Source organism: Pseudomonas sp. B21-015, assembly GCF_024749285.1.
GTDB lineage: Bacteria > Pseudomonadota > Gammaproteobacteria > Pseudomonadales > Pseudomonadaceae > Aquipseudomonas.
In genome coordinates, this window is record NZ_CP087196.1 from 401,507 (window position 1) to 425,703 (window position 24,197).

Annotated in this window: 21 protein-coding genes; 14 read left to right on the forward strand and 7 right to left on the reverse strand. The window is 60.5% G+C overall.

Features of this window, described 5'->3' with window-relative positions; all coding sequences use genetic code 11:
- Positions 1 to 101 precede the first annotated feature (101 nt).
- Positions 102 to 1,331 (reverse strand): phosphoglycerate dehydrogenase, encoded by a 1,230-nt coding sequence (serA, locus tag LOY38_RS01790; protein ID WP_223488214.1) that lies wholly within the window; start codon positions 1,329 to 1,331, stop codon positions 102 to 104.
- 205 nt (positions 1,332 to 1,536) lie between these two features.
- Here serA and LOY38_RS01795 point away from each other — a divergent pair, with 205 nt between their 5' ends.
- The 4 genes from LOY38_RS01795 (at position 1,537) to LOY38_RS01810 (ending at position 5,928) form a co-directional block, all read left to right on the forward strand.
- Positions 1,537 to 2,931, forward strand: a complete 1,395-nt coding sequence (locus LOY38_RS01795; RefSeq protein WP_032835036.1) for an FAD-binding oxidoreductase — start codon at positions 1,537 to 1,539, stop codon at positions 2,929 to 2,931.
- A 36-nt stretch (positions 2,932 to 2,967) separates the two neighbouring features.
- Entirely contained in the window at positions 2,968 to 3,633 is a 666-nt protein-coding gene (locus tag LOY38_RS01800; RefSeq protein ID WP_258698605.1) for a fumarylacetoacetate hydrolase family protein, read from the forward strand.
- 255 nt (positions 3,634 to 3,888) lie between these two features.
- Positions 3,889 to 4,818 (forward strand): SdiA-regulated domain-containing protein, encoded by a 930-nt coding sequence (locus LOY38_RS01805; protein ID WP_258698606.1) that lies wholly within the window; start codon positions 3,889 to 3,891, stop codon positions 4,816 to 4,818.
- A 192-nt stretch (positions 4,819 to 5,010) separates the two neighbouring features.
- The gene (locus LOY38_RS01810; protein ID WP_258698607.1) at positions 5,011 to 5,928 is read left to right on the forward strand and encodes an SdiA-regulated domain-containing protein; all 918 of its coding nucleotides are present in this window, start codon (positions 5,011 to 5,013) and stop codon (positions 5,926 to 5,928) included.
- A 145-nt stretch (positions 5,929 to 6,073) separates the two neighbouring features.
- On the opposite strand, the gene rpiA is transcribed toward LOY38_RS01810, so the two are convergent.
- On the reverse strand, positions 6,074 to 6,748 hold the full coding sequence (gene rpiA / locus LOY38_RS01815; RefSeq protein ID WP_111448403.1) for a ribose-5-phosphate isomerase RpiA: 675 nt from the start codon (positions 6,746 to 6,748) through the stop codon (positions 6,074 to 6,076).
- Positions 6,749 to 7,098: 350 nt separating this feature from the next.
- Here rpiA and ilvA point away from each other — a divergent pair, with 350 nt between their 5' ends.
- From ilvA to LOY38_RS01830, 3 genes are all read left to right on the forward strand, one after another.
- Positions 7,099 to 8,613: a threonine ammonia-lyase, biosynthetic gene (gene ilvA / locus LOY38_RS01820; protein ID WP_258698608.1), complete on the forward strand. Its 1,515-nt coding sequence runs from the start codon at positions 7,099 to 7,101 to the stop codon at positions 8,611 to 8,613.
- A 39-nt stretch (positions 8,614 to 8,652) separates the two neighbouring features.
- Positions 8,653 to 9,081 (forward strand): DUF2269 domain-containing protein, encoded by a 429-nt coding sequence (locus tag LOY38_RS01825; RefSeq protein ID WP_258698609.1) that lies wholly within the window; start codon positions 8,653 to 8,655, stop codon positions 9,079 to 9,081.
- 244 nt (positions 9,082 to 9,325) lie between these two features.
- Positions 9,326 to 10,273: a transposase gene (locus LOY38_RS01830; RefSeq protein WP_258696476.1), complete on the forward strand. Its 948-nt coding sequence runs from the start codon at positions 9,326 to 9,328 to the stop codon at positions 10,271 to 10,273.
- Between the two features lie 106 nt (positions 10,274 to 10,379).
- Here LOY38_RS01830 and LOY38_RS01835 read toward each other — a convergent pair whose 3' ends face one another.
- Complete coding sequence (locus LOY38_RS01835) at positions 10,380 to 11,036, reverse strand: HAD family phosphatase (protein ID WP_258698610.1); 657 nt, start codon at positions 11,034 to 11,036, stop codon at positions 10,380 to 10,382.
- A 143-nt stretch (positions 11,037 to 11,179) separates the two neighbouring features.
- Between LOY38_RS01835 and LOY38_RS01840 the strand changes: the two genes are divergently transcribed.
- Together LOY38_RS01840 and ptsP are read left to right on the forward strand one after the other, a co-directional pair.
- A complete protein-coding gene (locus LOY38_RS01840) occupies positions 11,180 to 11,659 on the forward strand; it encodes an RNA pyrophosphohydrolase (RefSeq protein WP_007897732.1) in 480 nt (159 codons plus the stop codon).
- Between the two features lie 22 nt (positions 11,660 to 11,681).
- Entirely contained in the window at positions 11,682 to 13,961 is a 2,280-nt protein-coding gene (ptsP, locus tag LOY38_RS01845) for a phosphoenolpyruvate--protein phosphotransferase (protein WP_258698611.1), read from the forward strand.
- A gap of 162 nt (positions 13,962 to 14,123) precedes the next feature.
- Here the strand turns inward: ptsP and LOY38_RS01850 are convergent, their stop codons facing one another.
- Positions 14,124 to 14,870 (reverse strand): NRDE family protein, encoded by a 747-nt coding sequence (locus LOY38_RS01850; protein ID WP_258698612.1) that lies wholly within the window; start codon positions 14,868 to 14,870, stop codon positions 14,124 to 14,126.
- Between the two features lie 134 nt (positions 14,871 to 15,004).
- On the opposite strand from LOY38_RS01850, the gene LOY38_RS01855 reads away from it, so the two are divergent.
- The 3 genes from LOY38_RS01855 (at position 15,005) to LOY38_RS01865 (ending at position 17,714) form a co-directional block, all read left to right on the forward strand.
- The gene (locus LOY38_RS01855) at positions 15,005 to 15,787 is read left to right on the forward strand and encodes a sulfite exporter TauE/SafE family protein (RefSeq protein ID WP_258698613.1); all 783 of its coding nucleotides are present in this window, start codon (positions 15,005 to 15,007) and stop codon (positions 15,785 to 15,787) included.
- Positions 15,788 to 15,870: 83 nt separating this feature from the next.
- Positions 15,871 to 16,677 carry a prolipoprotein diacylglyceryl transferase gene (gene lgt, locus LOY38_RS01860; RefSeq protein WP_258698614.1) on the forward strand — a complete coding sequence of 269 codons (807 nt, stop codon included), beginning with the start codon at positions 15,871 to 15,873 and terminating at the stop codon, positions 16,675 to 16,677.
- Positions 16,678 to 16,742: 65 nt separating this feature from the next.
- Positions 16,743 to 17,714, forward strand: coding sequence for a thymidylate synthase (locus LOY38_RS01865; protein ID WP_008068024.1), 972 nt, complete (start codon positions 16,743 to 16,745; stop codon positions 17,712 to 17,714).
- A 122-nt stretch (positions 17,715 to 17,836) separates the two neighbouring features.
- Here LOY38_RS01865 and cadR read toward each other — a convergent pair whose 3' ends face one another.
- The gene (gene cadR / locus LOY38_RS01870) at positions 17,837 to 18,286 is read right to left on the reverse strand and encodes a Cd(II)/Pb(II)-responsive transcriptional regulator (RefSeq protein WP_258698615.1); all 450 of its coding nucleotides are present in this window, start codon (positions 18,284 to 18,286) and stop codon (positions 17,837 to 17,839) included.
- Positions 18,287 to 18,370: 84 nt separating this feature from the next.
- Here cadR and LOY38_RS01875 point away from each other — a divergent pair, with 84 nt between their 5' ends.
- Positions 18,371 to 20,668, forward strand: a complete 2,298-nt coding sequence (locus LOY38_RS01875) for a heavy metal translocating P-type ATPase (protein WP_258698616.1) — start codon at positions 18,371 to 18,373, stop codon at positions 20,666 to 20,668.
- A gap of 102 nt (positions 20,669 to 20,770) precedes the next feature.
- Here the strand turns inward: LOY38_RS01875 and LOY38_RS01880 are convergent, their stop codons facing one another.
- Together LOY38_RS01880 and LOY38_RS01885 are read right to left on the reverse strand one after the other, a co-directional pair.
- Positions 20,771 to 22,147 (reverse strand): GTPase/DUF3482 domain-containing protein, encoded by a 1,377-nt coding sequence (locus LOY38_RS01880; protein ID WP_258698617.1) that lies wholly within the window; start codon positions 22,145 to 22,147, stop codon positions 20,771 to 20,773.
- Entirely contained in the window at positions 22,140 to 23,519 is a 1,380-nt protein-coding gene (locus LOY38_RS01885) for a DUF2868 domain-containing protein (RefSeq protein WP_258698618.1), read from the reverse strand. The genes LOY38_RS01880 and LOY38_RS01885 overlap by 8 nt, the downstream gene beginning before the upstream one ends.
- A gap of 85 nt (positions 23,520 to 23,604) precedes the next feature.
- On the opposite strand from LOY38_RS01885, the gene LOY38_RS01890 reads away from it, so the two are divergent.
- Positions 23,605 to 24,117 (forward strand): dihydrofolate reductase, encoded by a 513-nt coding sequence (locus LOY38_RS01890; protein WP_258698619.1) that lies wholly within the window; start codon positions 23,605 to 23,607, stop codon positions 24,115 to 24,117.
- Positions 24,118 to 24,197 lie beyond the last annotated feature (80 nt).

Consider the following 24,197-nt stretch of genomic DNA (forward strand, 5'->3'; position numbering starts at 1 on the left):
CTCGGGTCAATGCCTGTCAGTTAAGCGCAATCCACGTGGGAGCGTCTTAACTGACGGGCATTGGGCCCTCGGGTCTCCCTTTTTTGTCGCTCAAGTCGCTATCAGAACAATACACGGCAACGAATGGTGCCGTTGATGTGCTGCAGCTTCTCTTGCGCCAGGTCCGAGTACTCGGCATCGACGTCGATCACGACGTAACCGACTTTCTCGTTGGTCTGCAGGAACTGACCGGAAATGTTGATGCCGTTTTCGGCGAAGACCTTGTTGATCTCGCTCATCACACCCGGAATGTTCTCGTGGATGTGCAGCAGACGGTGCTTGCCAGGGTGAGCCGGCAGGGCCACTTCCGGGAAGTTCACCGATGATACCGACGTACCGTTGTCGCTGTACTTGACCAGTTTTTCCGCCACTTCCAGACCGATGTTGGCTTGCGCTTCAGCGGTGGAACCACCGATGTGCGGGGTCAGGATCACGTTGTCCAGGCCACGCAGCGGGCTTTCGAACTCTTCTTCGTTGGAGCGCGGCTCCACCGGGAATACGTCGATGGCCGCGCCGATCAGGTGCTTGTCCTTGATCGCGTCCGCCAGGGCGTCCAGTTCGACTACGGTGCCGCGCGCAGCGTTGATCAGGATGCCGCCTTTCTTGATGGCGCGGATTTCCTTCTCGCCGATCATCCACTGGGTGGCAGCGGTTTCCGGAACGTGCAGGGTGACGATGTCAGACATGCCCAGCAGCTCGGTCAGGCTGGCAACTTGCGTTGCGTTGCCCAATGGCAGCTTGGTCACGGTGTCGTAGAAATACACCTGCATGCCCAGGCCTTCAGCCAGAACAGACAGTTGAGTACCGATCGAGCCGTAACCGACGATACCCAGCTTCTTGCCGCGGATTTCGAAGGAGTTGGCTGCGCTCTTGATCCAGCCGCCACGGTGGCAGGAAGCGTTCTTCTCTGGGATGCCGCGCAGCAACAGGATCGCCTCGGCCAGTACCAGCTCGGCAACGGAGCGAGTGTTGGAGTACGGCGCGTTGAATACCGCGATACCGCGTTCGCGAGCCGCGTTGAGGTCGACCTGGTTGGTGCCGATGCAGAAACAGCCGACAGCCACCAGTTTCTTCGCGTGATCGAAGATTTCTTCGGTCAGTTGAGTGCGGGAGCGAATGCCGATGAAGTGAGCATCAGCGATCTTTTCCTTCAGCTGGGCTTCCGGCAGAGAACCTGTGAGGTACTCGATGCTGGTGTAGCCCGCCGCCTTGAGGACGTCGACAGCCGATTGGTGGACGCCTTCGAGAAGAAGGAACTTGATCTTGCTCTTATCGAGAGAAGTCTTGCTCATCTGCGTAAACCTGTGTCCCGGAGAAAAAATGGCAGGAAGTGGTCAACAGAGGCTGACCCGGACGGCAAGAAAGCCGTCACCGCAGAACAGCCTTTGGGCACTATCCTGCGGGGTCGGTATGCTAGCATATGCACCCCGCTAAACACTCATTCCTGCGACGTGAAGCGTTCTCAGGATGACCATGAAATGTTCGAGAGTTCTGTCGATGACCAATCCTGCCCTGATTGATGAGCTGAAGACCCTGGTTGAGCCTGGCAAGGTGCTGACCGATGCCGACTCCCTGAATGCTTACGGTAAGGATTGGACCAAGCATTTCGCCCCGGCCCCGACGGCCATTGTGTTCCCCAAGACCACTGAGCAGGTCCAGGCCATTGTCCGTTGGGCCAATGAGCACAAGGTTGCGCTGGTACCGTCCGGCGGTCGTACCGGGCTTTCCGCGGCTGCGGTGGCGGCCAATGGCGAAGTGGTCGTGTCCTTCGACTACATGAACCAGATCCTCGACGTGAACCTGACCGACCGCACGGCCGTTTGTCAGCCGGGCGTAGTCACCGAGCAATTGCAGAACAAGGCCGAAGAGCACGGCCTGTACTATCCGGTGGACTTCGCTTCGGCAGGTTCCAGCCAGATTGGCGGCAATATCGGCACCAATGCCGGCGGGATCAAGGTGATTCGCTACGGCATGACCCGCAACTGGGTGGCCGGCATGAAAGTCGTCACTGGCAAGGGTGATCTGCTGGAACTGAACAAGGACCTGATCAAGAACGCCACCGGCTACGACTTGCGTCAACTGTTCATTGGCGCCGAAGGCACCCTGGGCTTTGTGGTCGAGGCCACCATGCGTCTGGACCGTGCGCCGAAAAACCTCACCGCGATGGTCCTCGGCACCGCCGATTTCGATTCGATCATGCCGGTATTGCACGCGTTCCAGAGCAAACTGGACCTGACCGCGTTCGAATTCTTCTCTGACAAGGCCCTGGCCAAGGTCATGGCGCGCGGCGATGTGCCGGCGCCATTCGAATCCGACTGCCCGTTCTATGCGCTGCTGGAATTCGAAGCGACCACCGAAGAAGTGGCCAACCACGCCCTGGAAACCTTCGAGCACTGCGTCGAGCAGGGCTGGGTGCTGGACGGCGTGATGAGCCAGAGCGAAACCCAGTTGCAGAACCTCTGGAAGTTGCGCGAGTACATCTCCGAAACCATTTCCCACTGGACGCCGTACAAAAACGACATTTCGGTCACTGTGTCGAAAGTTCCGGGGTTCCTGAAGGAAATCGACGCGATCGTCGGCGAGCACTACCCGGATTTCGAAATCGTCTGGTTCGGCCACATCGGCGATGGCAACCTGCACTTGAACATCCTCAAGCCGGATAACCTGAGCAAGGACGAGTTCTTCGCCAAATGCGCCACCGTCAACAAGTGGGTGTTCGAAACCGTCGAGAAGTACAACGGTTCGATTTCCGCCGAGCACGGCGTGGGCATGACCAAGCGTGACTACTTGACCTATAGCCGTTCCCCGGTTGAGATCGAGTACATGAAAGCCGTCAAAGCGGTATTCGACCCGAACGGCATCATGAACCCGGGCAAGATTTTCGCTGTTTGATTCTTCGAATTTAAGAGCACGAAGCAGGAGTCGGTAATGAGCTATCAGCACCAGTATGTCGACGGTACGCGAATTCATTTCCCGCTGGGGAAGGTGGTGTGCATCGGCCGCAACTACGCCGAACACGCCAAGGAACTGGACAACCCGGTGCCTACCGAGCCACTGCTGTTCATCAAGCCCGGCAGTTGCGTGGTGCCGCTGGAAGACGGTTTCAGCATTCCGACCGAGCGTGGCTCGGTGCATTACGAGGCAGAAATCGCCGTGTTGATCGGCAAACCGTTGTCGACCAAGCCAAGTCGTGAAGAAGTGCTGGATGCCATCTCCGGATTCGCCCCGGCCCTGGACCTGACCCTGCGCGACAAACAGGCTGAGCTGAAAGCCAAGGGCCTGCCGTGGGAAATCGCCAAGTCCTTCGACGGTGCGGCGGTGATTGCACCGTTCGTGGCCGGCAGCACCTTTGCCGACCTGACCGACATCGCCATTCGCCTGACCATCAATGGCGAGGTCCGCCAGGATGGCAACAGCAAGGACATGCTCAATCCGATCGTACCGATGATCCAGTACATGGCCGGCTGCTTCTCGCTGCAGGCCGGTGATGTGATCCTCACTGGCACGCCGGTGGGCGTTGGCCCGCTGAATGTCGGCGACGAACTGGTGCTCGAATTGCCGGGCGTCAGCCGTTTCACCAGCAGCGTCCGCTAGCACCAACACCGCAAAACCCTGTGGGAGCGAGCCTGCTCGCGATGAGTCCATAACATTCAACATCTATGTTGACTGTTACACCGCCATCGCGAGCAGGCTCGCTCCCACATTTGTTTTGTGATCGGCCATAGAAGGGCGATCCCGCCATTTCCCGTTTTTTTCACATCGTATCTGGATAATTCCGGGGCTTCTGGCGTCTGAGCCTGCCTCAATGTGCTATTACCTATAGCCTGATTTTCTGGAACGCATCCCTGCATGACCACCCAACCGCTGCCCAAGCTGAAAATTGCCCGCCGCTCGCGCTTTGTCATGCGTTGGTATTCCTGGCTTTTACTGGCGGCGGTCGCTGCATATGGCCTTGCGTTTGCGATGCATTGGGATGATCGCGGCGTACTCTGGGTGAAGGAGCGCTTCGAAAGTCCGGCCGAACGTCAGGAGAGTGTCTGGCTGCCGGATTACCGGGCGGTGATCGACGCCAAGCTGCTGCCGGGCATGGAGACGGACGAAGCCTCGGATGTGTCTTATGACCCGCAGACCAAAACTCTGTTTGCGGTGATGGGCAAGCACCCGTTCCTGGTCGAGCTGACGTTGCAGGGCGACGTATTGCGCAAGATGCCGCTGGTAGGCTGGAGCAACCCGGAAGGGGTGACGGCAATGGGCAACGGTCTGCTGGCGATTACCGATGAGCGCGAACACCTGCTCTCCATCGTCAAGGTCGATGCCGATACCCGCGAGCTGAACATCGCCAATTTCCCGAAATACGACCTCGGCCCGTCGAAAGACCAGAATAAAGCCTTCGAAGCCGTCGTCTGGGATGCACACAACCAGCAACTGCTGTTGGGTGAAGAACGTCCGCCGGCGTTGTTCAGCTGGAAAAGCGACGGCAGCCAGACCCTCAAGGGCGACAAGCAAAAACTGCCCAGCGATGCACTGGATATCCGCAATTTGTCGGCCTTGGCCATCGACTCGCGCACCGGCCATACCCTGGTGCTGTCCGCCGACTCTCACTTGTTGCTGGAATTGGACGAGAAAGGCGAGCAGGTCAGTTTCATGACCTTGTTCGGTGGTTTCAACGGCCTGAAAAAAACCATTCCCCGCGCCGAAGGCGTGACCATTGACGAGGCGGGCACGCTCTACATGGTGAGCGAGCCGAACCTGTTCTACCGCTTCGAAAAACAACGCTGACCCTGTGGGAGCTGCCGCAGGCTGCGATGATCTTGATCTTTAGTCATGTCAGCACCGCCAGAAGATCAAAAGATCGCAGCCTTCGGCAGTTCCTGCGAGTTCGATGGTTGTGGTCGAAGGCCAGTGGCCATTAAGCTTGAATTCATACAGCCGTGGTATTTCATCCGCCCGTCCTGTTTTCGAGCTGCCTGAATGCGCCGACTTGTCCGTCCCAAGCCCCTGATACTGATTCTGTCGGTCATTGCACTGAGTGTGCTGGTTGCCGTCGGCCAGTACCTGCGCCTGTTCGAGCGCACCTGGTTCAATGTGCAGGCGCTGTGGCAGCCGATGAATGCCCAGTCCATTGGTCTGGATCAGTATCAGGTCGCGATCGAGGCGCGAGTCATTGACGGTCTGGACGACGATGTTTCAGCGCTGACCTTCGATCCCGTGCGCAAAAGCCTGTTCACCGTCACCAACAAAAACGCCGAGCTGATCGAATTGTCCCTGGAGGGCAAAATCCTGCGGCGTGTGGCGCTGGTCGGGTTTGGCGATCCGGAAGCGGTGGAGTTCATCAGCGCTGACACTTACGTGATCACCGACGAGCGCCAGCAACGGCTGATAAAGATTCATCTGGAGAAGGGCACGACGTTCCTGGATGCGGCGGATGCCGAACAGATGACCCTCGGTGTGCACATGGGCGGCAACAAGGGGTTCGAAGGGCTGGCCTATGATTCGGTGGGCAAGCGCCTGTTCGTCGCCAAGGAGCGCGACCCGATGCTGATCTACGAAGTGCAGGGCTTTCCCCATTACAACCCGGAGAAATCCTACGCGGTGCACGTGGTGAACAACCCCAGGCGCGATGCCGGAATGTTCGTGAGAGACCTGTCGAGCCTGCAATACGACGAGCGCAGCGGCCATCTGCTGGCGCTGTCCGATGAGTCGCGGCTGATTCTTGAGCTGGATGTGGATGGGCGACCGCTGAGCACGCTGTCACTGAGCAAGGGCCGTCAGGGATTGCGCAAGCCTGTGCCGCAAGCGGAAGGCATCGCCATGGATGACGACGGCACCCTGTACCTCGTCAGCGAGCCAAACCTTTTCTACGTCTTCAAAAAACCGGCACAACCCTGACAAACACCCCAAAACACCGTGGGAGCGGGCTTGCCCGCGATAGCGGCCTTTCAGTCAACATCAATGTTGAATGTGACGGCCCCATCGCGGGCAAGCCCGCTCCCACAGGTATTTCATCTGCCCGCAGATATGTGGGCAATTTCGCTTACTGGGCGCGCAGGGTTTTCACACCTTCACTCGTTCCTAGCAGCAGCAAGTCGGCCGGGCGGGCCGCGAACAAGCCGTTGGTGACCACGCCGACGATGGCGTTGATCTGTGTTTCCAGCTCCACCGGGTTGGTGATCTGCATGTTGAACACGTCGAGGATGATGTTGCCGTTGTCGGTCAGCACGCCTTCACGGTAGACCGGGTCGCCGCCGAGCTTCACCAGTTCGCGGGCCACATGGCTGCGGGCCATCGGGATCACTTCCACCGGCAGCGGGAACGCACCGAGGACCGGCACCAGTTTGCTGGCGTCGGCGATGCAGATAAAGGTCTTGGCCACGGCCGCCACGATCTTCTCGCGGGTCAGGGCTGCGCCGCCGCCTTTGATCAGGTTCAGGTGTTCATCGCTTTCGTCGGCGCCGTCGACATAGAACTCCAGATCGCTGACGGTATTGAGTTCATACACCGGAATGCCGTGGCCCTTGAGGCGAGCTGCGGTGGCTTCGGAGCTGGCAACTGCGCCGTCAAACGCGCCTTTGTGCTTGGCCAGGGCGTCGATGAAACAGTTGGCGGTGGAGCCGGTGCCGACGCCGACGATGCTCTTGTCGTCGAGTTTCGGAAGGATGAAGTCGACGGCGGCCTGGGCCACTGCCTGTTTGAGTTGATCCTGGGTCATGCGGGCTCCGAAGTGCCGAAGAGGGGACGATAGGCCGGCATTATAGGCCTCGCGATGGGGAAGGTCATTGCCGGTATGTCGAATGGTGACGGGGGGGGGCTTGCCTGTGGCGAGGGAGCTTGCTCCCGCTCGGCTGCGCAGCAGTCGTAAAACCTGCTGATGCGGTGTGTCTGAAAGAATGGGAGTGTCTGTTTTGGGAGCGCTTCGCGCTCCAACGGGAGCAAGCTCCCTCGCCACAATGAGTCTCTTGCGCTCGCGAGCGGCTAAAACCATCTGTTTAGTGTGGTCGCCCGCCCAATAGCCGGGTTAGACTCCTTGGTCCTGCCCAACCCGCTCAGTGATGCTTTCCGATGCTCGAACAGTACGTCAAAAAGATCCTCACCTCGCGCGTTTATGACGTTGCCGTAGAAACCCCATTACAGACTGCCCGCCAGCTCTCCGAGCGGCTGGGCAACGAAATCTGGCTCAAGCGTGAAGACCTGCAACCGGTGTTCTCGTTCAAGATTCGCGGCGCTTATAACAAGCTGACGCAGCTGAGCGATGAAGAGCGCGCGCGCGGCGTGGTCACCGCTTCGGCCGGCAACCATGCGCAAGGCCTGGCCCTGGCCGCCAAGGTATTGGGCGTGAAAGCGACCATCGTGATGCCCAAGACCACCCCGGAGATCAAGGTCGAAGGCGTGCGTTCGCGCGGCGGCAAAGTGTTGCTGCACGGGGATTCGTTCCCCGAAGCCCTGGCCTACTCGCTGAAACTGGTCGATGAAAAAGGCTACGTCTACATTCACCCTTACGACGATCCCCACACCATTGCCGGGCAGGGTACGGTGGCCATGGAGATTCTGCGCCAGCACCCGGGGCGTCTGGATGCGATTTTCGTTCCGGTGGGCGGCGGCGGGCTGATTGCCGGGATCGCGGCGTACGTGAAATACCTGCGCCCGGACATCAAAATCATCGGCGTCGAACCGGATGACTCCAACTGCCTGCAAGCCGCCATGGCGGCCGGCGAGCGCGTGGTGCTGCCGACCGTGGGCCTGTTTGCCGACGGCGTCGCGGTGGCGCAGATCGGCCAGCACACTTTCGATATCTGCAAAGACTACGTTGATGAAGTGTTAACTGTCAGCACCGACGAGATCTGTGCCGCAATCAAGGATATCTACGACGATACCCGCTCGATTACCGAGCCTGCCGGTGCACTGGGCGTGGCCGGGATCAAGAAATACGTTGAGCAACACAGCGTCACCGGCCACACCTTCGTGGCCATCGACTCCGGTGCCAACGTCAACTTCGACCGCCTTCGCCATGTCGCCGAGCGCGCCGAGCTGGGCGAGGGCCGCGAAGCGATCATCGCCGTGACCATCCCCGAGAAACCGGGCAGCTTCAAGGCGTTCTGTGAAGCGATCGGCAAACGGCAGATCACCGAATTCAACTACCGCTACAACACCGGCAGCGAAGCGCACATCTTTGTCGGCGTGCAGACCCATCCGGAAAGCGATCCGCGAAGTGCGCTGCTCGCCAGCCTCACCGAGCAGGGTTTCCCGGTGCTCGACCTGACCGACAACGAGCTGGCCAAGTTGCACATCCGCCATATGGTTGGCGGGCGTGCTGTGCATGTGGTCGATGAAGTGGTGCTGCGCTTCGAGTTTCCGGAGCGTCCGGGCGCGTTGTTCAACTTCCTCAACAAGCTCGGCGGGCGCTGGAACATTTCGATGTTCCACTACCGTAACCACGGCGCCGCGGATGGCCGTGTGGTCGCGGGCCTGCAAGTGCCGCACGACGAGCGTCATCTGGTACCCGCTGCACTGGAAGAAATCGGCTACCCGTACTGGGACGAAAGCGACAACCCGGCCTATCAGCTTTTTCTCGGCTGAACGGCTACGCTGACGAGCGGGCCATAAGGAAATCGAACAATGGAAACGCTAACCACCCTCAAAATCGCTCATGCCGTGGCGACAGCGCTGCTGTTGATCAGCGCACCGGGGCTGGCGATCTGGGTCTGGCGCACACGCCGTAACGGTGATGCGACGGCTCATGTTCGTACCTTGCGACGGCCGCAGGTGTTCATCTGGCTATTGATGGGGCTGGCGTTGCTGAGCATGCCGTTCACCGGGTGGTGGATGGTGCATCTGGTGGGCTGGCCGTTGGGGCAGACCTGGCTGCTGGCGTCCAGTGTGCTCTACACCGTGGCGGTACTGGGCTGGTTCTGGCTGCTGGTGCGGCTCAATCGGCTGCGCACGGCGCCGGCGGGGGGGAGCGGGAAGTTTACGTTTGCGTTGGCGCTGTTCAGTTTTGTTTGCTTTATCGCCATTGCGGGGTTGATGGGGGCCAAGCCGGTTTAAGGCTTCAGACCGAGTCGACCCAATCGCGGGCAAGCCCGCTTGTATGGTAGGACTTGAAGGGAGGAGGAGGGACAAAGCCCGATTCTGACTGTTGACGCAGTACAGATCCGTGGGAGATTTCGCCCCTCCTCCTTTCACCCAAGCGCCGATAAAGAATGCATCTGGCTAGACCGACGATAGGAACAAGCCTGCGCCTCTGAGTGAGCCCTTCAAGTGTTCAAAACCATATCCCGGAGGAAATACAATGGCAATGCCGGTTTCTGTCACACAGCCGATCGTAGGCGTGGATGTCGCCAAGAACGAACTGGTGATCTATCGCGCCGAACTTGACCTGCTTGAAGAGATTCCCAACAACAAAGCAGCCATCAAGACGTGGTTGAAGGCCTTGCCAGGGACAGTCGCGGTAGCTATTGAATCGACCAATATCTATCACCTGGAGTTCGCTGATCTGGCCTATGAGGCCGGCTGCACGATTTACATGGTGGGTGGCTATGAGCTCAGCCATTACCGCAAAGGGGTGAATGTCCGTGCCAAAACCGACGCGCTGGATGCCAGGCTGCTCGCTCGCTATCTGAAGAACGAAGGTGATGATCTTCATCCATGGACCCCGCCATCACCGCTGTACCGCCAGCTCCTGAGCCTCTTCCGTCGTCGCGCAGCCTTGGTTCAGGCGCGGGTCGGCCTGGTGCAAAGCTGGGCGAATGAGCCACTGTTGAAGACAGCTTTTGCCGAGCAAGTGAAATCCATGCAGCAGCTTGAGGCGCTGGTCGAAAAGACGATTAATAATCATCTGAAGGAAGCCGGCTTGCTCGGTCAGTTGAAGCGTTGCGTGAAAGTTGAAGGCATTGGATTTTTGACCGGAGCCCGCTTGCTCACGGCGTTTCAGCGGGGCGACTTCAGAAACGCGGATGCCTTTATTGCCTTCCTGGGAATGGATCTGCGCGTGTCGAAGTCAGGACAAAAGGATGGTCGTCGGAGTCTGACCAAGCGAGGTGACCCGGAAGCCCGCCGGCTTTTGCACAATGCAGCCATGTCGGCCAGCCGTACGCCTGCCTGGAAAGGCTTTTACGAAGAGCAAAGAGCTCGGGGCTTCAGCACCACTCAGGCGCTGGTGATACTGGCTCGCAAGCTTGCTCGGATCGTATTCGCTCTGCTGAAAGGGCAGAGCGAATACCAACCAAAAGCCGGTTGAGGGCTTCCCCTCAACCATAGAATCTCCCACAAGGTTCTGCTGTGTGGCATAGATAGTATTTACAACAGAGATCCCTGTGGGAGCGGGCTTGCCCGCGAAGGCGATCTCAACCGCGCAACGAAATCACCGGCCAACCCCGTTTCTCGGCCTCGGCCCGCAGGTTCGGGTCTGGATCGACAGCGATCGGATTCGTTACTTGCTCCAGCAACGCCAAATCATTCATCGAGTCGCTGTAGAAATAGCTGTCCTCCAGGCTGTGGCCAGTTTCTTCCAGCCAACGATTCAAGCGTGTCACCTTGCCTTCACGGAAGCACGGGACATCGGTGCTGCGCCCGCTGTAACGGCCGTCGATCATTTCGCATTCGGTGGCGATCAGGGTTTCAACGCCTAAGCGCGTGGCAATCGGCCCGGTCACAAAGCGGTTGGTGGCGGTGATGATCACCAGCTTGTCGCCAGCCTCGCGGTGTTGGGCCAACAGATCGAGGCCCTTGGCCAGCACGATCGGTTCGATGCAGTCGCGCATGTAGTCCATGTGCCATTGACCCAGCGTGGTCATGTCGGTGCGACCGAGGACTTCCAGGCAGAAGTTCAGGTACGCGTCATTATCCAGCTTGCCGGCCAGGTAGTCCTGATAGAACTCGTCGTTGCGTGCCTTGTAGGCGACGGCGTCGAGGAAGCCGCGTTCGCACAGATAATCGCCCCAGGCGTGGTCACTGTCACCGCCCAGAAGCGTGTTGTCCAAGTCGAATAAAGCCAGCCGCATTGAAGTTACTCGCTGAAAAGTCTGTAGAAAGGTGTCCAGAATACGGACTTTTCACAAGAGTGCACATAAGGTAGGTCGGCGCGTTGCTGCTTTCACAACCTTTGTGGAACAATGCGACGACATGCGTTTGCGAGGTTGTTGCCGTGATCGACCCCGATGGTTTCCGCCCCAATGTCGGGATCATTCTGACGAATGATGCTGGCCAGGTGCTATGGGCTCGCCGTATCAATCAAGATGCCTGGCAGTTTCCACAGGGCGGGATCAACCCCCAGGAGACGCCGGAAGACGCCTTGTACCGCGAGTTGAACGAAGAAGTGGGCCTGGAGCGCGAAGATGTTGAAATTCTCGCCTGCACCCGGGGCTGGTTGCGTTATCGTTTGCCGCAACGCTTGGTCAGAACGCACAGCCAACCGCTGTGCATCGGCCAGAAACAGAAATGGTTTCTCCTGCGCCTGATCTCCAACGAGCAGCGGGTGCGGATGGATTTGACCGGTAAACCGGAATTCGATGGCTGGCGCTGGGTCAGTTATTGGTATCCGTTGGGCCAGGTGGTGACATTCAAGCGCGAGGTGTATCGACGCGCTCTCAAAGAGCTTGCCCCGCGCCTTTTAGCGCGCGACTGACGACGGAGTTCGACCCCGAGCCATGCTCAATACGCTGCGCAAGATCGTCCAGGAAGTTAACTCCGCCAAGGATCTCAAGGCGGCGTTGGGGATTATTGTGTTGCGCGTCAAAGAGGCCATGGGCAGCCAGGTCTGCTCGGTCTACCTGCTTGATCCAGAGACCAACCGCTTCGTGCTGATGGCCACCGAGGGCTTGAACAAGCGCTCGATCGGCAAAGTCAGCATGGCACCCAACGAAGGTCTGGTCGGCCTGGTCGGCACGCGTGAAGAACCCCTGAACCTCGAAAACGCCGCGGATCACCCGCGCTACCGTTACTTCGCCGAGACCGGTGAAGAGCGCTACGCGTCGTTCCTCGGGGCGCCGATCATTCACCACCGTCGCGTCGTCGGCGTGTTGGTCATTCAGCAAAAGGAACGCCGCCAGTTCGATGAAGGTGAAGAAGCCTTCCTCGTGACCATGAGCGCGCAGCTCGCCGGTGTTATCGCTCACGCCGAGGCCACCGGTTCGATCCGCGGCCTGGGTCGTCAGGGCAAAGGCATCCAGGAAGCAAAGTTCATTGGCGTACCGGGTTCGCCGGGCGCGGCGGTCGGTACCGCGGTCGTCATGCTGCCACCGGCCGATCTGGACGTGGTGCCGGACAAGACCATCAGCGACATTGATGCAGAGCTTGCGCTGTTCAAGACCGCCATTGAAGGCGTGCGCGCCGACATGCGCGCCTTGTCCGCCAAGCTGGCGACCCAGCTGCGGCCGGAAGAGCGAGCGCTGTTCGACGTTTACCTGATGATGCTTGACGATGCCTCGCTCGGTAGTGAAATCACCACCGTGATCAAGACCGGTCAGTGGGCTCAGGGCGCGTTGCGTCAGGTGGTCACCGAACACGTCAACCGTTTCGAATTGATGGACGACGCCTACCTGCGTGAGCGCGCCTCGGACGTCAAAGACCTCGGCCGTCGCTTGCTCGCCTACTTGCAGGAAGAGCGGCAGCAGACGCTGGTCTACCCCGACAACACCATTCTGGTCAGCGAAGAACTGACGCCGGCGATGCTCGGCGAGGTGCCGGAAGGCAAGCTGGTCGGTCTGGTGTCGGTACTCGGCTCCGGTAACTCCCACGTGGCGATCCTGGCACGCGCCATGGGTATCCCGACGGTGATGGGCCTGGTCGACCTGCCGTATTCCAAGGTCGACGGCATCCAGATGATCGTCGACGGCTACCACGGCGAGGTTTATACCAACCCCAGTGACGTGCTGCGCAAGCAGTTCGCCGACGTGGTCGAGGAAGAGAAGCAACTGGCCCTCGGGCTGGATGCATTGCGTGACCTGCCGTGCGTAACGGTCGACGGCCACCGCATGCCGCTGTGGGTCAACACCGGCCTGCTGGCGGACGTGGCGCGGGCGCAAAAACGCGGTGCCGAGGGCGTAGGCCTGTACCGCACCGAAGTGCCGTTCATGATCAACCAGCGCTTCCCGAGCGAAAAGGAACAGCTGGCGATCTATCGCGAGCAGCTCGCCGCGTTCCATCCGCAACCGGTGACCATGCGCAGCCTGGACATCGGCGGCGACAAGGCGCTGTCGTACTTCCCGATCAAGGAAGACAACCCGTTCCTCGGCTGGCGCGGCATTCGTGTGACCCTCGACCACCCGGAAATCTTCCTGGTGCAGACCCGCGCCATGCTCAAGGCCAGTGAAGGCCTGAACAACCTGCGCATTCTGCTGCCGATGATTTCCGGCACTCACGAACTGGAAGAAGCCCTGCACCTGATCCATCGGGCCTGGGGCGAAGTCCGCGACGAAGGCACCGACGTGCCGATGCCGCCGGTTGGCGTGATGATCGAGATTCCGGCGGCGGTGTATCAGACCAAGGAACTGGCGCGGCAAGTGGACTTCCTGTCGGTCGGCTCCAATGACCTGACCCAGTACCTGCTGGCCGTGGACCGCAACAACCCACGGGTGGCCGACCTTTACGACTACCTGCATCCGGCCGTGTTGCAAGCCTTGCAGAACGTGGTGCGCGACGCCCATGCCGAAGGCAAGCCCGTGAGTATCTGCGGCGAAATGGCCGGTGACCCGGCAGCGGCAGTGCTGTTGATGGCGATGGGCTTCGACAGCCTGTCGATGAACGCCACCAACTTGCCGAAAGTGAAGTGGATGCTGCGTCAGATCAATCTGAGCAAGGCCAAGGAGTTGCTGGCGGAGCTGATGACCATCGACAACCCGCAAGTTATCCACAGCTCGCTGCAACTGGCGCTGAAGAACCTTGGGTTGGCGCGGATGATTAATCCGGCTTCGGTCAAAACCCTCTAAAACGCTGAGGGCCTGTGGCGAGGGAGCTTGCTCCCGCTGGAGGCCGAAGGACTCCCGATTCAGGCAACCGTGTTCTTTCATTGAGACACGGTTGTCTGGTTTCGCGGCTGCTGCGCAACCGAGCGGGAGCAAGCTCCCTCGCCACAGTTTATCGCTCGACCTTCAAATCCTGACCTCAACTTCCCCCAAATGCCCCCCATACGGCCCGAAGCTCCGCTCGACCATATGCCGCACTCCATCCGCCTGCACGATCAACGCCGTGCTCGCCCGTGTCCCGTAAGTCGGACTCTTGATAAACACGCTCGACAACAACGTCTCGGTGACCTGCCCCACGCCGGTGTCCGGCAGCTCGGCAAGCGGCGCCGTCTGCGGGTCACTGAGCAAGGCCAGCAGCGCCTGCGGCTGCGGATCACCCAACACTTCGCTCAACGCGGCCTTGGCCTTGAGCACTTTTGGCCACGGCGTATCCAGCCCCGCGTTCGATAACCCATAAACCCCAGGGTTGAGCATGACCGCCTCCGTCTCCCGGACATTGAAGTGCCACAGCTCATTAGCATCACCGATCAGCAGGTTAAACCCGGCGTATTCCGGCGAGCGTGCAGCAACATCGCTTAAGTAGTCGGTAATCGACATCTCCCCGCTGATAAATTGCGCCACCAGTTCACCCCGGGACTTGCGCGCCGTTGGCTGAAGGGGATCACGAATGTTGGTCAGTGCCGCGAAGCGCCTGTTGGCGCCGACACCGAGCCACGTACCGCCGGCCTCAAGGTCGCGACCGGCATACACATGTGGGGCATGCGGCCATTGCGCCAGGGGCAGGCTGGGCCGGGCATAGAATTCGTCGCGGTTGGCCGCCACGATCAGCGGCTGGGCATGACCCGGCCGCCAGGCAAAAACAATCAGGCACATAAGGTGGTCCTTGTGTGTTTTTTGCTCACTCTACGCAGACATCGCTCATCGATCCATCGCCATCCACAGTGGAGCCCGAGGCCATGCATCCGTTACCATGCCGCTCCTGATTTGGGATGCTTGGGGATGTGGCCATGGAATTTCTGCTCTATCTGGCGCTGGGCGCCTGTGCGGGCGTGCTGGCCGGGCTGTTCGGGGTAGGCGGCGGGATCATCATTGTCCCGGTGCTGGTGTTCAGTTTCACTTTGCAGGGATTCGATCCGTCGATCCTGACACATCTGGCTGTCGGCACATCTCTGGCGACGATCATCTTTACGTCGGTCAATGCGGTTCGCGAGCATCATCGCCGTGGCGCCGTGCGTTGGCCGATTTTTGCCTGGATGACCCTCGGCATTCTGATCGGTGCCGGTTTCGGCGCGCTGACCGCCGAAGCGATCTCCGGGCCGAATTTGCAGAAGATCATTGGCGTATTCGCGCTGATCATCGCTGTTCAACTCGCTTTGGACTTCAAACCCAAGGCCAGCCGAACGGTGCCCGGCAAAGTCGGCCTGACCGTGGCCGGCAGCGTCATTGGCTGGGCCTCGGCGATATTCGGGATTGGCGGCGGCTCGTTGACCGTGCCGTTCCTGACCTGGCGCAGCGTGCCGATGCAGCAAGCGGTGGCCACTTCGTCGGCCTGTGGCCTGCCCATCGCCTTGGCCAGTGCATTAAGTTTCATGATTCTGGGGTGGCACGATCCACTGCTGCCGGCCCATAGTCTCGGTTTTGTTTATTTGCCGGCGCTGCTGGGGATCGCCCTGACCAGCATGGTATTCGCCCGCCTCGGTGCGCGACTGGCCCACACGCTGTCGCCGCGCTTGCTGAAAAGACTGTTTGCCGCTTTGCTGTTTTGCGTCGGCTTGAGCTTCTTGCTCTGACGCGTAGCGCAATCCTGGCTTAATCCTGGTGTGACAGCGTCACCCGGGAATTTTGAAGGTTTCAACTCTAACGAGGAGTCGCAATGCTGCCTTACCCGCAGATCGACCCGGTGGCCCTGGCCATCGGTCCGCTGAAAATCCATTGGTACGGCCTGATGTACCTGATCGGCATCGGCGGTGCATGGCTGTTGGCGTCCCGTCGGCTGAACCGCTTCGATCCGACCTGGAGCAAAGAGAAACTCTCCGACATGGTGTTCTGGATGTCGATGGGCGTTATCGTCGGCGGCCGCTTGGGTTATGTGCTGTTCTACGACCTGAGCGCCTACATCGCCAACCCACTGCTGATTTTCGAAGTATGGAAGGGCGGCATGTCGTTCCATGGCGGCTTTATCGGCGTGATGCTGGCGGCGCTGTGGTTCGGTAAAAAGAACAACAAGTCGTTCTTCCAGCTGATGGACTTCGTCGCACCGATGGTGCCGATCGGCCTGGGTGCCGGGCGCATCGGTAACTTCATCAACGCCGAGTTGTGGGGCAAGGCGACCGACGTGCCGTGGGCGATGGTCTTCCCGACCGATCCGGCGCAACTGGCGCGTCATCCGTCGCAGCTGTACCAGTTCGCGCTGGAAGGCGTGGCGCTGTTCGCGATCCTCTGGCTGTTCTCGCGCAAGCCGCGGCCGACCATGGCGGTGTCCGGGATGTTCGCGCTGTTCTATGGCATCTTCCGTTTCATCGTCGAATTCGTTCGCGTGCCGGATGCGCAACTGGGCTATCTGGCCTGGAACTGGCTGACCATGGGCCAAGTGTTGTGCGTACCGATGATCGTCGGCGGGCTGTTCCTGATCTGGCTGGCTTATCGACGCGCCCCGGCGGCCCCCGCAGCTGCTGTGTAAGAAGCAGGCGCTATAAATTCGAACCCCGGGGGCTTTGGCCCCGGGTTCAAGGACACAGGTAATTCATGAAGCAATATCTCGAACTGGTCGCCCACGTCATCAAGAACGGCACCAAACAGGCCAACCGCACCGGCGTGAACACCATCAGCTTTCCGGGCGCGATGCTGCGCTTCGATCTGCAGGAAGGTTTCCCGGCGATCACCACTCGCAAGATGGCCTTCAAATCCGCCATCGGCGAGATGTGCGGTTTTCTGCGCGGGGTGAATAACGCCGCCGAATTCCGTGCGCTGGGCTGCAAGGTCTGGGACCAGAACGCCAACGAAAACGCGCAGTGGCTGGCCAACCCGTTCCGTCAGGGTGAAGACGACCTCGGCGAGATCTACGGCGTGCAATGGCGCAAATGGCCTGCGTACAAGCAGATCCCGGTCAGCAACCAGGCCGCCATCGAGCAGACCCTGAGCCAGGGTTATCGTCAGATCGCCGAAGGCGAAGAGGACGGTCAGGCTTATGTGGTGCTGTACAAGGCGATCGACCAGATTCGCCAGTGCGTCGACACCATCATCAAGGATCCGGGCAGCCGTCGCATCCTGTTCCACGGCTGGAACGTTGCGCAGCTTGATGAGATGGCCCTGCCGCCGTGCCACTTGCTGTACCAGTTCCACCCGAATGTCGAGACCAAAGAGATCTCTTTGACCCTCTACATCCGCTCCAACGACCTGGGCCTGGGCACGCCGTTCAACCTCACCGAAGGCGCCGCGTTGCTGAGCCTGATCGGTCGCCTGACCGGTTACACGCCGCGTTGGTTCACCTATTTCATCGGTGATGCCCACGTCTACGAAAACCACCTGGATATGCTGAATGAACAGCTCAAGCGCGAGCCGTTCCCGATGCCGAAACTGGTGATTTCCGACCGCGTGCCGGAGTTTGCCAAGACCGGTGTTTATCAGCCGGAATGGCTGGAGTTGATCGAGCCGAGTGATTTCTCGCTCGAAGGCTATGAGCACCATGCGCCGATGACGGCGCCGATGGCGGTCTGAAGATCAACGACTGAACCTGTGGGAGCGGGCTTGCCCGCGATGACGGCGTCACATCCAACATTGATGTGACTGACAAACCGCTATCGCGGGCAAGCCCGCTCCCACAGGTTTTTGTGGTGTTCTCAATGCCCATGACTTCTCCCGACATGGGAATGCTCCACCTCCGTCGCCACCACCCCGCCGCTCACTTCCAACCGCTGCAAAATCCCGCACTGATCGATATCCGGCCCTTCGCTGCAGCGTTGGCGCAGGTCGAGCAGTTGTGTCTGCAAGGCCAGTAATCCGTCGATCCGAGCCTTCACATGGTGGATGTGTTCGTCGATCAGCGCGTTGACGTTTTCGCATTGATCCTGCGGGCTGTCGCGCAGGGCCAGCAGGCTGCGGATTTCCTCGAGGGTCATGTCCAGGGTGCGGCAATTGCGGATGAAGGTCAGGCGCTCGACGTGGGCCTGGGTGTAGACGCGGTAATTTCCGTCGCTGCGGGCCGGCTCCGGTAGCAGGTTTTCGCGCTCGTAGTAGCGGATGGTTTCCACGGCGCAGTCGGTGAGTTTCGCCAGTTCTCCTATTTTCATCGCGACAATCTCCAAAAGGATGCTTGACCCTATAGTGGCTACAGGGTCTTTACTTGGCAACAGGCACCTTCATGGACGCGACCAATGAGCGATTCTCTTCACACCCACAAACCCGAGGCTGATCACGATCACGATCACGATCACGATCACGATCACAGCCACAAGCTGCAGCCTGTGCAGAAACATGACCATGGCGGCCACGGCGATTCCTGCTGTTCCTCCAAAGTCGCGGTGCCATCGCTGATCAAGTTGAGCGAGACGCCGACCGCCGGCGCGCGGCTGAGCAATTTCCGCATCGAGGCCATGGACTGCCCGACCGAGCAGACGCTGATCCAGAACAAACTCGGGAAGCTTTCGGGCGTGCAGCAACTGGAATTCAACCTGATCAACCGCGTACTGGGCGTGACCCACGACCTGCCGGGCACCGCGCCCATAATCGACGCCATCAAATCCCTCGGCATGCACGCCGAGCCACTGGAACAAGGCGTCGAAGCGCCAACTCCTGTGCCACAGAAAAAACCTTGGTGGCCATTGGCGCTGTCCGGCGTTGGTGCGCTGGCGGCTGAAGTTATCCACTTCACTAACGCTGCGCCCAATTGGGTGGTGGCGGTTATCGCGCTGATCTCGATCCTCAGCGGTGGCCTCAGCACGTACAAAAAGGGCTGGATTGCCCTGAAAAATCTCAACCTGAACATCAACGCGCTGATGAGCATCGCGGTGACCGGCGCGATCTTGATCGGTCAATGGCCGGAAGCGGCGATGGTGATGTTCCTGTTCACCGTGGCCGAGTTGATCGAAGCCAGGTCTCTGGACCGGGCACGCAACGCCATCGGCGGGCTGATGCAGATGACCCCCGAGCAAGCCACGGTGCAGCAGGCCGACGGCAGTTGGGTCGCTCAACCGGTGAAAAACATCGAATTGGGTGTACGGGTGCGAGTGCGTCCTGGCGAACGAATCGGTCTGGACGGCGAAGTGGTGGCCGGCAGCTCGACCATCGATCAGGCGCCCATCACCGGCGAAAGCCTGCCGGTAGAGAAAACCGTCGGCGACAAGGTGTTCGCTGGCACCATCAACCAGTCCGGTTCGCTGGAATATACCGTGACTGCTGCGGCCAACCATTCGACCCTGGCGCGGATCATCCACGCCGTGGAACAGGCCCAAGGGGCGCGGGCGCCGACCCAGCGTTTCGTCGACAGCTTCTCGAAAATCTACACACCGGCGGTGTTCATCCTGGCCCTGGCCGTGGCGGTGATCCCGCCGCTGTTCATGGATGCGCTGTGGTTCGACTGGATCTACCGGGCGCTGGTGTTGCTGGTAGTCGCCTGCCCGTGCGCACTGGTGATTTCCACCCCGGTGACCATCGTCAGCGGCCTCGCGGCAGCGGCGCGCAAAGGGATTCTGGTCAAGGGCGGCGTCTACCTGGAGCACGGCCACAAACTCGATTACCTGGCCCTCGACAAGACTGGCACCCTCACTCACGGCAAACCGGTGCAGACCGACTATTTGTCCCTCGACCCAATCGCTGATGAAATAGCCCCGGCTATTGCGGCGGCGCTGGCCGGTCGTTCGGATCACCCGGTATCGCTGGCCATCGCCAATGCGGCTGCGGATGCAGTTGTGGATAACCAACTCGCGCCGCTGACTGTGGATAACTTCGAAGCCCTGGCGGGGCGTGGTGTGCGTGGGGAGATCAACGGTGAGCTCTACCACTTGGGCAACCATCGTCTGGTGGAAGAGCTGAACCTGTGCTCGCCTGCGCTGGAAGAAAAGCTGTTTGCTCTGGAGAAACAGGGCAAGTCGGTGGTGCTGCTGCTCGACCAGTCCGGCCCGCTGGCGCTGTTTGCCGTGGCCGACACCGTGAAAGAGTCCAGCCGCGAGGCCATCCGGCAACTGCACGATCTGGGCATCAAAACCCTGATGCTCACCGGCGACAACGTCCACACCGCCCAGGCAATCGCTGCTCAAGTCGGTATCGATCAGGCGAAAGGCGACTTGTTGCCAACCGACAAGCTACAGGCCATCGAAGCGCTTTATGCACAGGGCCATAACGTCGGCATGGTCGGCGACGGCATCAATGATGCTCCGGCTCTGGCGCGTGCCGAAATCGGTTTCGCCATGGCGGCTGCTGGTACCGATACCGCCATCGAAACCGCCGATGTTGCTCTGATGGACGACGATCTGCGCAAAATCCCGGCCTTCATCCGCCTGTCGCAGCAGACCTCGAATATCCTCAAACAGAACATCGCCTTGGCATTGGTCATCAAAGCGATCTTTCTTGGGGTAACCTTCGCCGGGCTCGCCACCATGTGGATGGCGGTGTTCGCCGACATGGGCGTGAGCCTGTTGGTGGTGTTCAACGGTTTGCGCCTGTTGCGCAAATAGACGATTTGCTGAGGCTCCGGCTTAAGCATTGCGGTGACTGGTCTGGCGCCTTCGCGGGCTTGCTCGCGAAGGCGCCCGCCTGAACAACACATCACTCGGGCTCTACAACTGCTGCGCCAACACCTCAACCTGTTCCTGCCGCTCCGCCTGATTCAACTTCGAATGAGGATTGAGCGACGACCACTGCGGATGCGCCCGAGCCTTGTTCAGCGCTTCCGGCAGTTTGCCTTCGCGCCAGGTCTTGTCCTGCGGTGTAGCGACCTGAATGCTGTCCATCGCCGCATGCCCGCGCTGGTTCAGGGCTTGCAGCAATTGCCGCTGGCGCAAGGCCAACAGCCGCAGCACGCTGTCGTCGACGGTCAGTTCTCGCTGGCCTTTGATCTTGCCCAGCAGGCGGCTGCCGTAACTGCGCGCGGTTTGCAGGGCGCCACCGGCAATCGCTCCGGCCAGCGCCGCCGCGCCGAGGGTCAGGCCGCCCACCAGCAAGTCGACCCCGGCCCCGGCCGCTGCACCGGCCGCGATGCCGCCGCCGACCCGCACACCGAGCTGTTTCAGGGTTTCCGGGTTGAATAAGTCATCGCCCCAGCGGCCATCAAGCAGCGGCAGGTCACTGGCTGCCGCGTCTTGTGGGCGGAAGGCGTAGAGCTTGAGCAAGGCCTCGACGCAGCGTTGTTCGCGCTGACGCACCGCTTTGCGCAGTTCGCCGATCGCTTGCTGTTCCTGCTCCGCCTCGCTGACCACACTGCGGCGGCAGGCGGCGCAATCGATCAATAAGTCGGCAATCAGCTGCGCTGCACTCTGCTGACGGGCCAGGCGTTGGGCCTGTTGATCGGCGATCAAGCGTTCCAGCTGTTCACGAGAGTTTTCCAGCAGCAGCGCGAGGCTTTCATAGAGTCGGCGTTCGCCATCTTCCGGCGGCGCGACACTGTCGAACCGCACCAATGCGTGCAAGCCCAATCGCGCCAGGGCTTCACGCCAGTCAGGTTCGCGATGCTGGGCGCTGCTGACAAAGTTCAGCACCGGCAGCAGCGGTTTGCCGCAACTGGCCAGTACTTCCAGTTCGTCGCGGTACTTGGCCAGCACCGGCTCCCGGGCGTCAATCACATAGAGGCCAGCGTCCGAGGCGAGCAGTTGCCGCAGTACTTTGGCTTCTTGTTCGAAGCGCTGCCGGGCTTCGCAGCCCTCAAGGAATCGTGCCAGCCGTGCCGGGCCGTCGAGGCGTTCGCCGGGCCGCTCCAGGCGCTCGAGGTAGTCGAGCAGGGCGATGGCATCTTCCAGGCCCGGCGTGTCGAACAGATCGAGCAACGGCTCGCCGTCGACCGACAATCGCGCGCCTTCGACATGGCGCGTGGTGCTGGGGCGATGGGACACTTCGCCGAAACCGACATCCCGCGTCAGTGTTCGCAGCAACGAGGTTTTGCCGACGTTGGTGTGGCCGACCACGGCGAGTTTCAACGGCTGTTTCCAGGCATCAGTCATGACCCGTCTCCAGCCAGTTCAACGGTGCGCAATCGGCGAATGGCAGGTCCAGTTGTTGTAGCGCCACATGCCAGTCGCCCAGGCGTTCGGCATCCAGCGCTTCGCCGGGGGGCGCTTGCAGCAACCACACGCGGGTGGCGGTGGCGCTGCGGGCCAGTTCGGCAATCAGCGCCAGGCTGCCACGGTCCGGCGAACGCCGGGGATCGCAGGCGATAGCCAGGCGAGCCGGGGGAAAGCGACTCAGCTGTTCGAGCAGTCTGTGCCGGGACTCGCGGCTGTCGAGGACGCCGGCATTGTTGACGCTTTTCGGCAGCTGCGGCGGCCAGGGACGTTGATCGTCCAGCTCGATGGCCACCAACAGCGCGCCATCGCTTTGCAGATCGCTGGCCGCGTTTTCAACCCGATGAAGTTGCTCAGGCGCGGCATCGCTGATGCCCAGGCGTTCGCTGGTGGGCATCAGCCGTTCGCGCAGTTGGGCGTAGCCGGGCAGGTTCAAATCCAGACGCAAGGCTGTTTGACCGGTTTTCCAGCGCCACAGGCAGAACAGTGCGAGGAGCAGGCGCGGCAAAACGCCGTACACCAGCAGCACGCCCACCAGCCACGCCGCCCAGGCCTGGCGAGCGCTTTCGATGTTCAGCGCGGCATCGCCGCTGGCGCGAATCATCTCCACGCTGGGCACACTGAAACCGAGCAAGGCCGGCAGGGCGCCGAGGGCCTGGGTCATGGCGACGAAGGTGTCGCCGCCGAGAATGGTGGTTTCCCAGACGAAGCCGTAGCGCCGGGTCGCCATCAGCGTCAGCACCATCACCAAGGCGCTGAGCATCGCCAGCAACCACAGTCCGTTGACCAGCACACCCAACGCCCAACGGTTGAGTTTCTGTCGTTGCAGCAACAGCAGCAAGGCCGGCGCCAGTTGCGCGGCGTTGGCATCGCGGGCGAGTTTTTCACTGAGCCACAGCCACAAGCGTCCGAGGGCGGCACCCTGTTCGCCGGCGAGCACCAGGCCCAGGGCCCAGCTCAGTAGCAGAATCAGGTTCAGCCCGAGCAGACTGCCCAACGCCCAGAACACATTGACCGGGGTCTGACCGTCACCCAGCGCGGCAAACGCCAGGCCGGCGCCGCTGATCACCGCCAGCACGGCCAGCACGGCCAGCGCCAGTCGCGCGCCTTGCAGCCAGTGTTTGAGGGCGCGTGTCTGTCCGTCGCGTTCGGCCAGCCACAGGGCGCGGCGTTGAATGCGCGTCGGCAGGTCGCCGCCAGCGCTACGGGCGATTCGGTTGGCTTCCAGATCATCCAGGGGGCCGGCGTGTTCTTCACGCAGGCGTATGGTTTCGCTCAGCCAGAGGTTTTGCAGGGGAGTCAGTTCAGTCACGCGGCATTCCGTCGCTTAATTGAGCGATGAGCATAACCGCTGTGACGCTTATCGGGGTAAGTGAGGCTCTGGTATCCTCGCCGGCATGACTAAATCACTCCCCCTCAGCCTGATCGCAGCTCTCGGTGAAAACCGTGTGATCGGCGTCGACAACAGCATGCCCTGGCACTTGCCGGGGGACTTCAAATACTTCAAGGCCACCACCCTCGGAAAGCCGATCATCATGGGTCGCAAGACCTGGGATTCCCTCGGTCGTCCGCTGCCGGGCCGGTTGAACATCGTGGTCAGCCGTCAGGCGGATCTGCAGCTGGAAGGCGCGGAGGTGTATCCGTCGCTGGAGGCAGCGGTGGTTCGGGCGCAGCAATGGGCGAACGAGCAGGGCGTCGATGAGGTGATGTTGATTGGCGGTGCGCAGTTGTACACGCAAGGGTTGGCACAGGCTGATCGGCTATACCTGACCCGCGTGGCGCTGAGCCCGGAAGGGGATGCGTGGTTTCCGGAGTTTGATGTGAACCAGTGGAAACTGGTATCGAATGTTCCGAATCCGGCGGAGGGTGACAAGCCGGCGTATAGCTTTGAGGTGTGGGAAAAAGCATAAAAGCATCGCGGGCAAGCCCGCTCACAGTGATCAGGGTGGAACACAAATTGTGTAAACACCAAAAAACCTGTGGGAGCGAG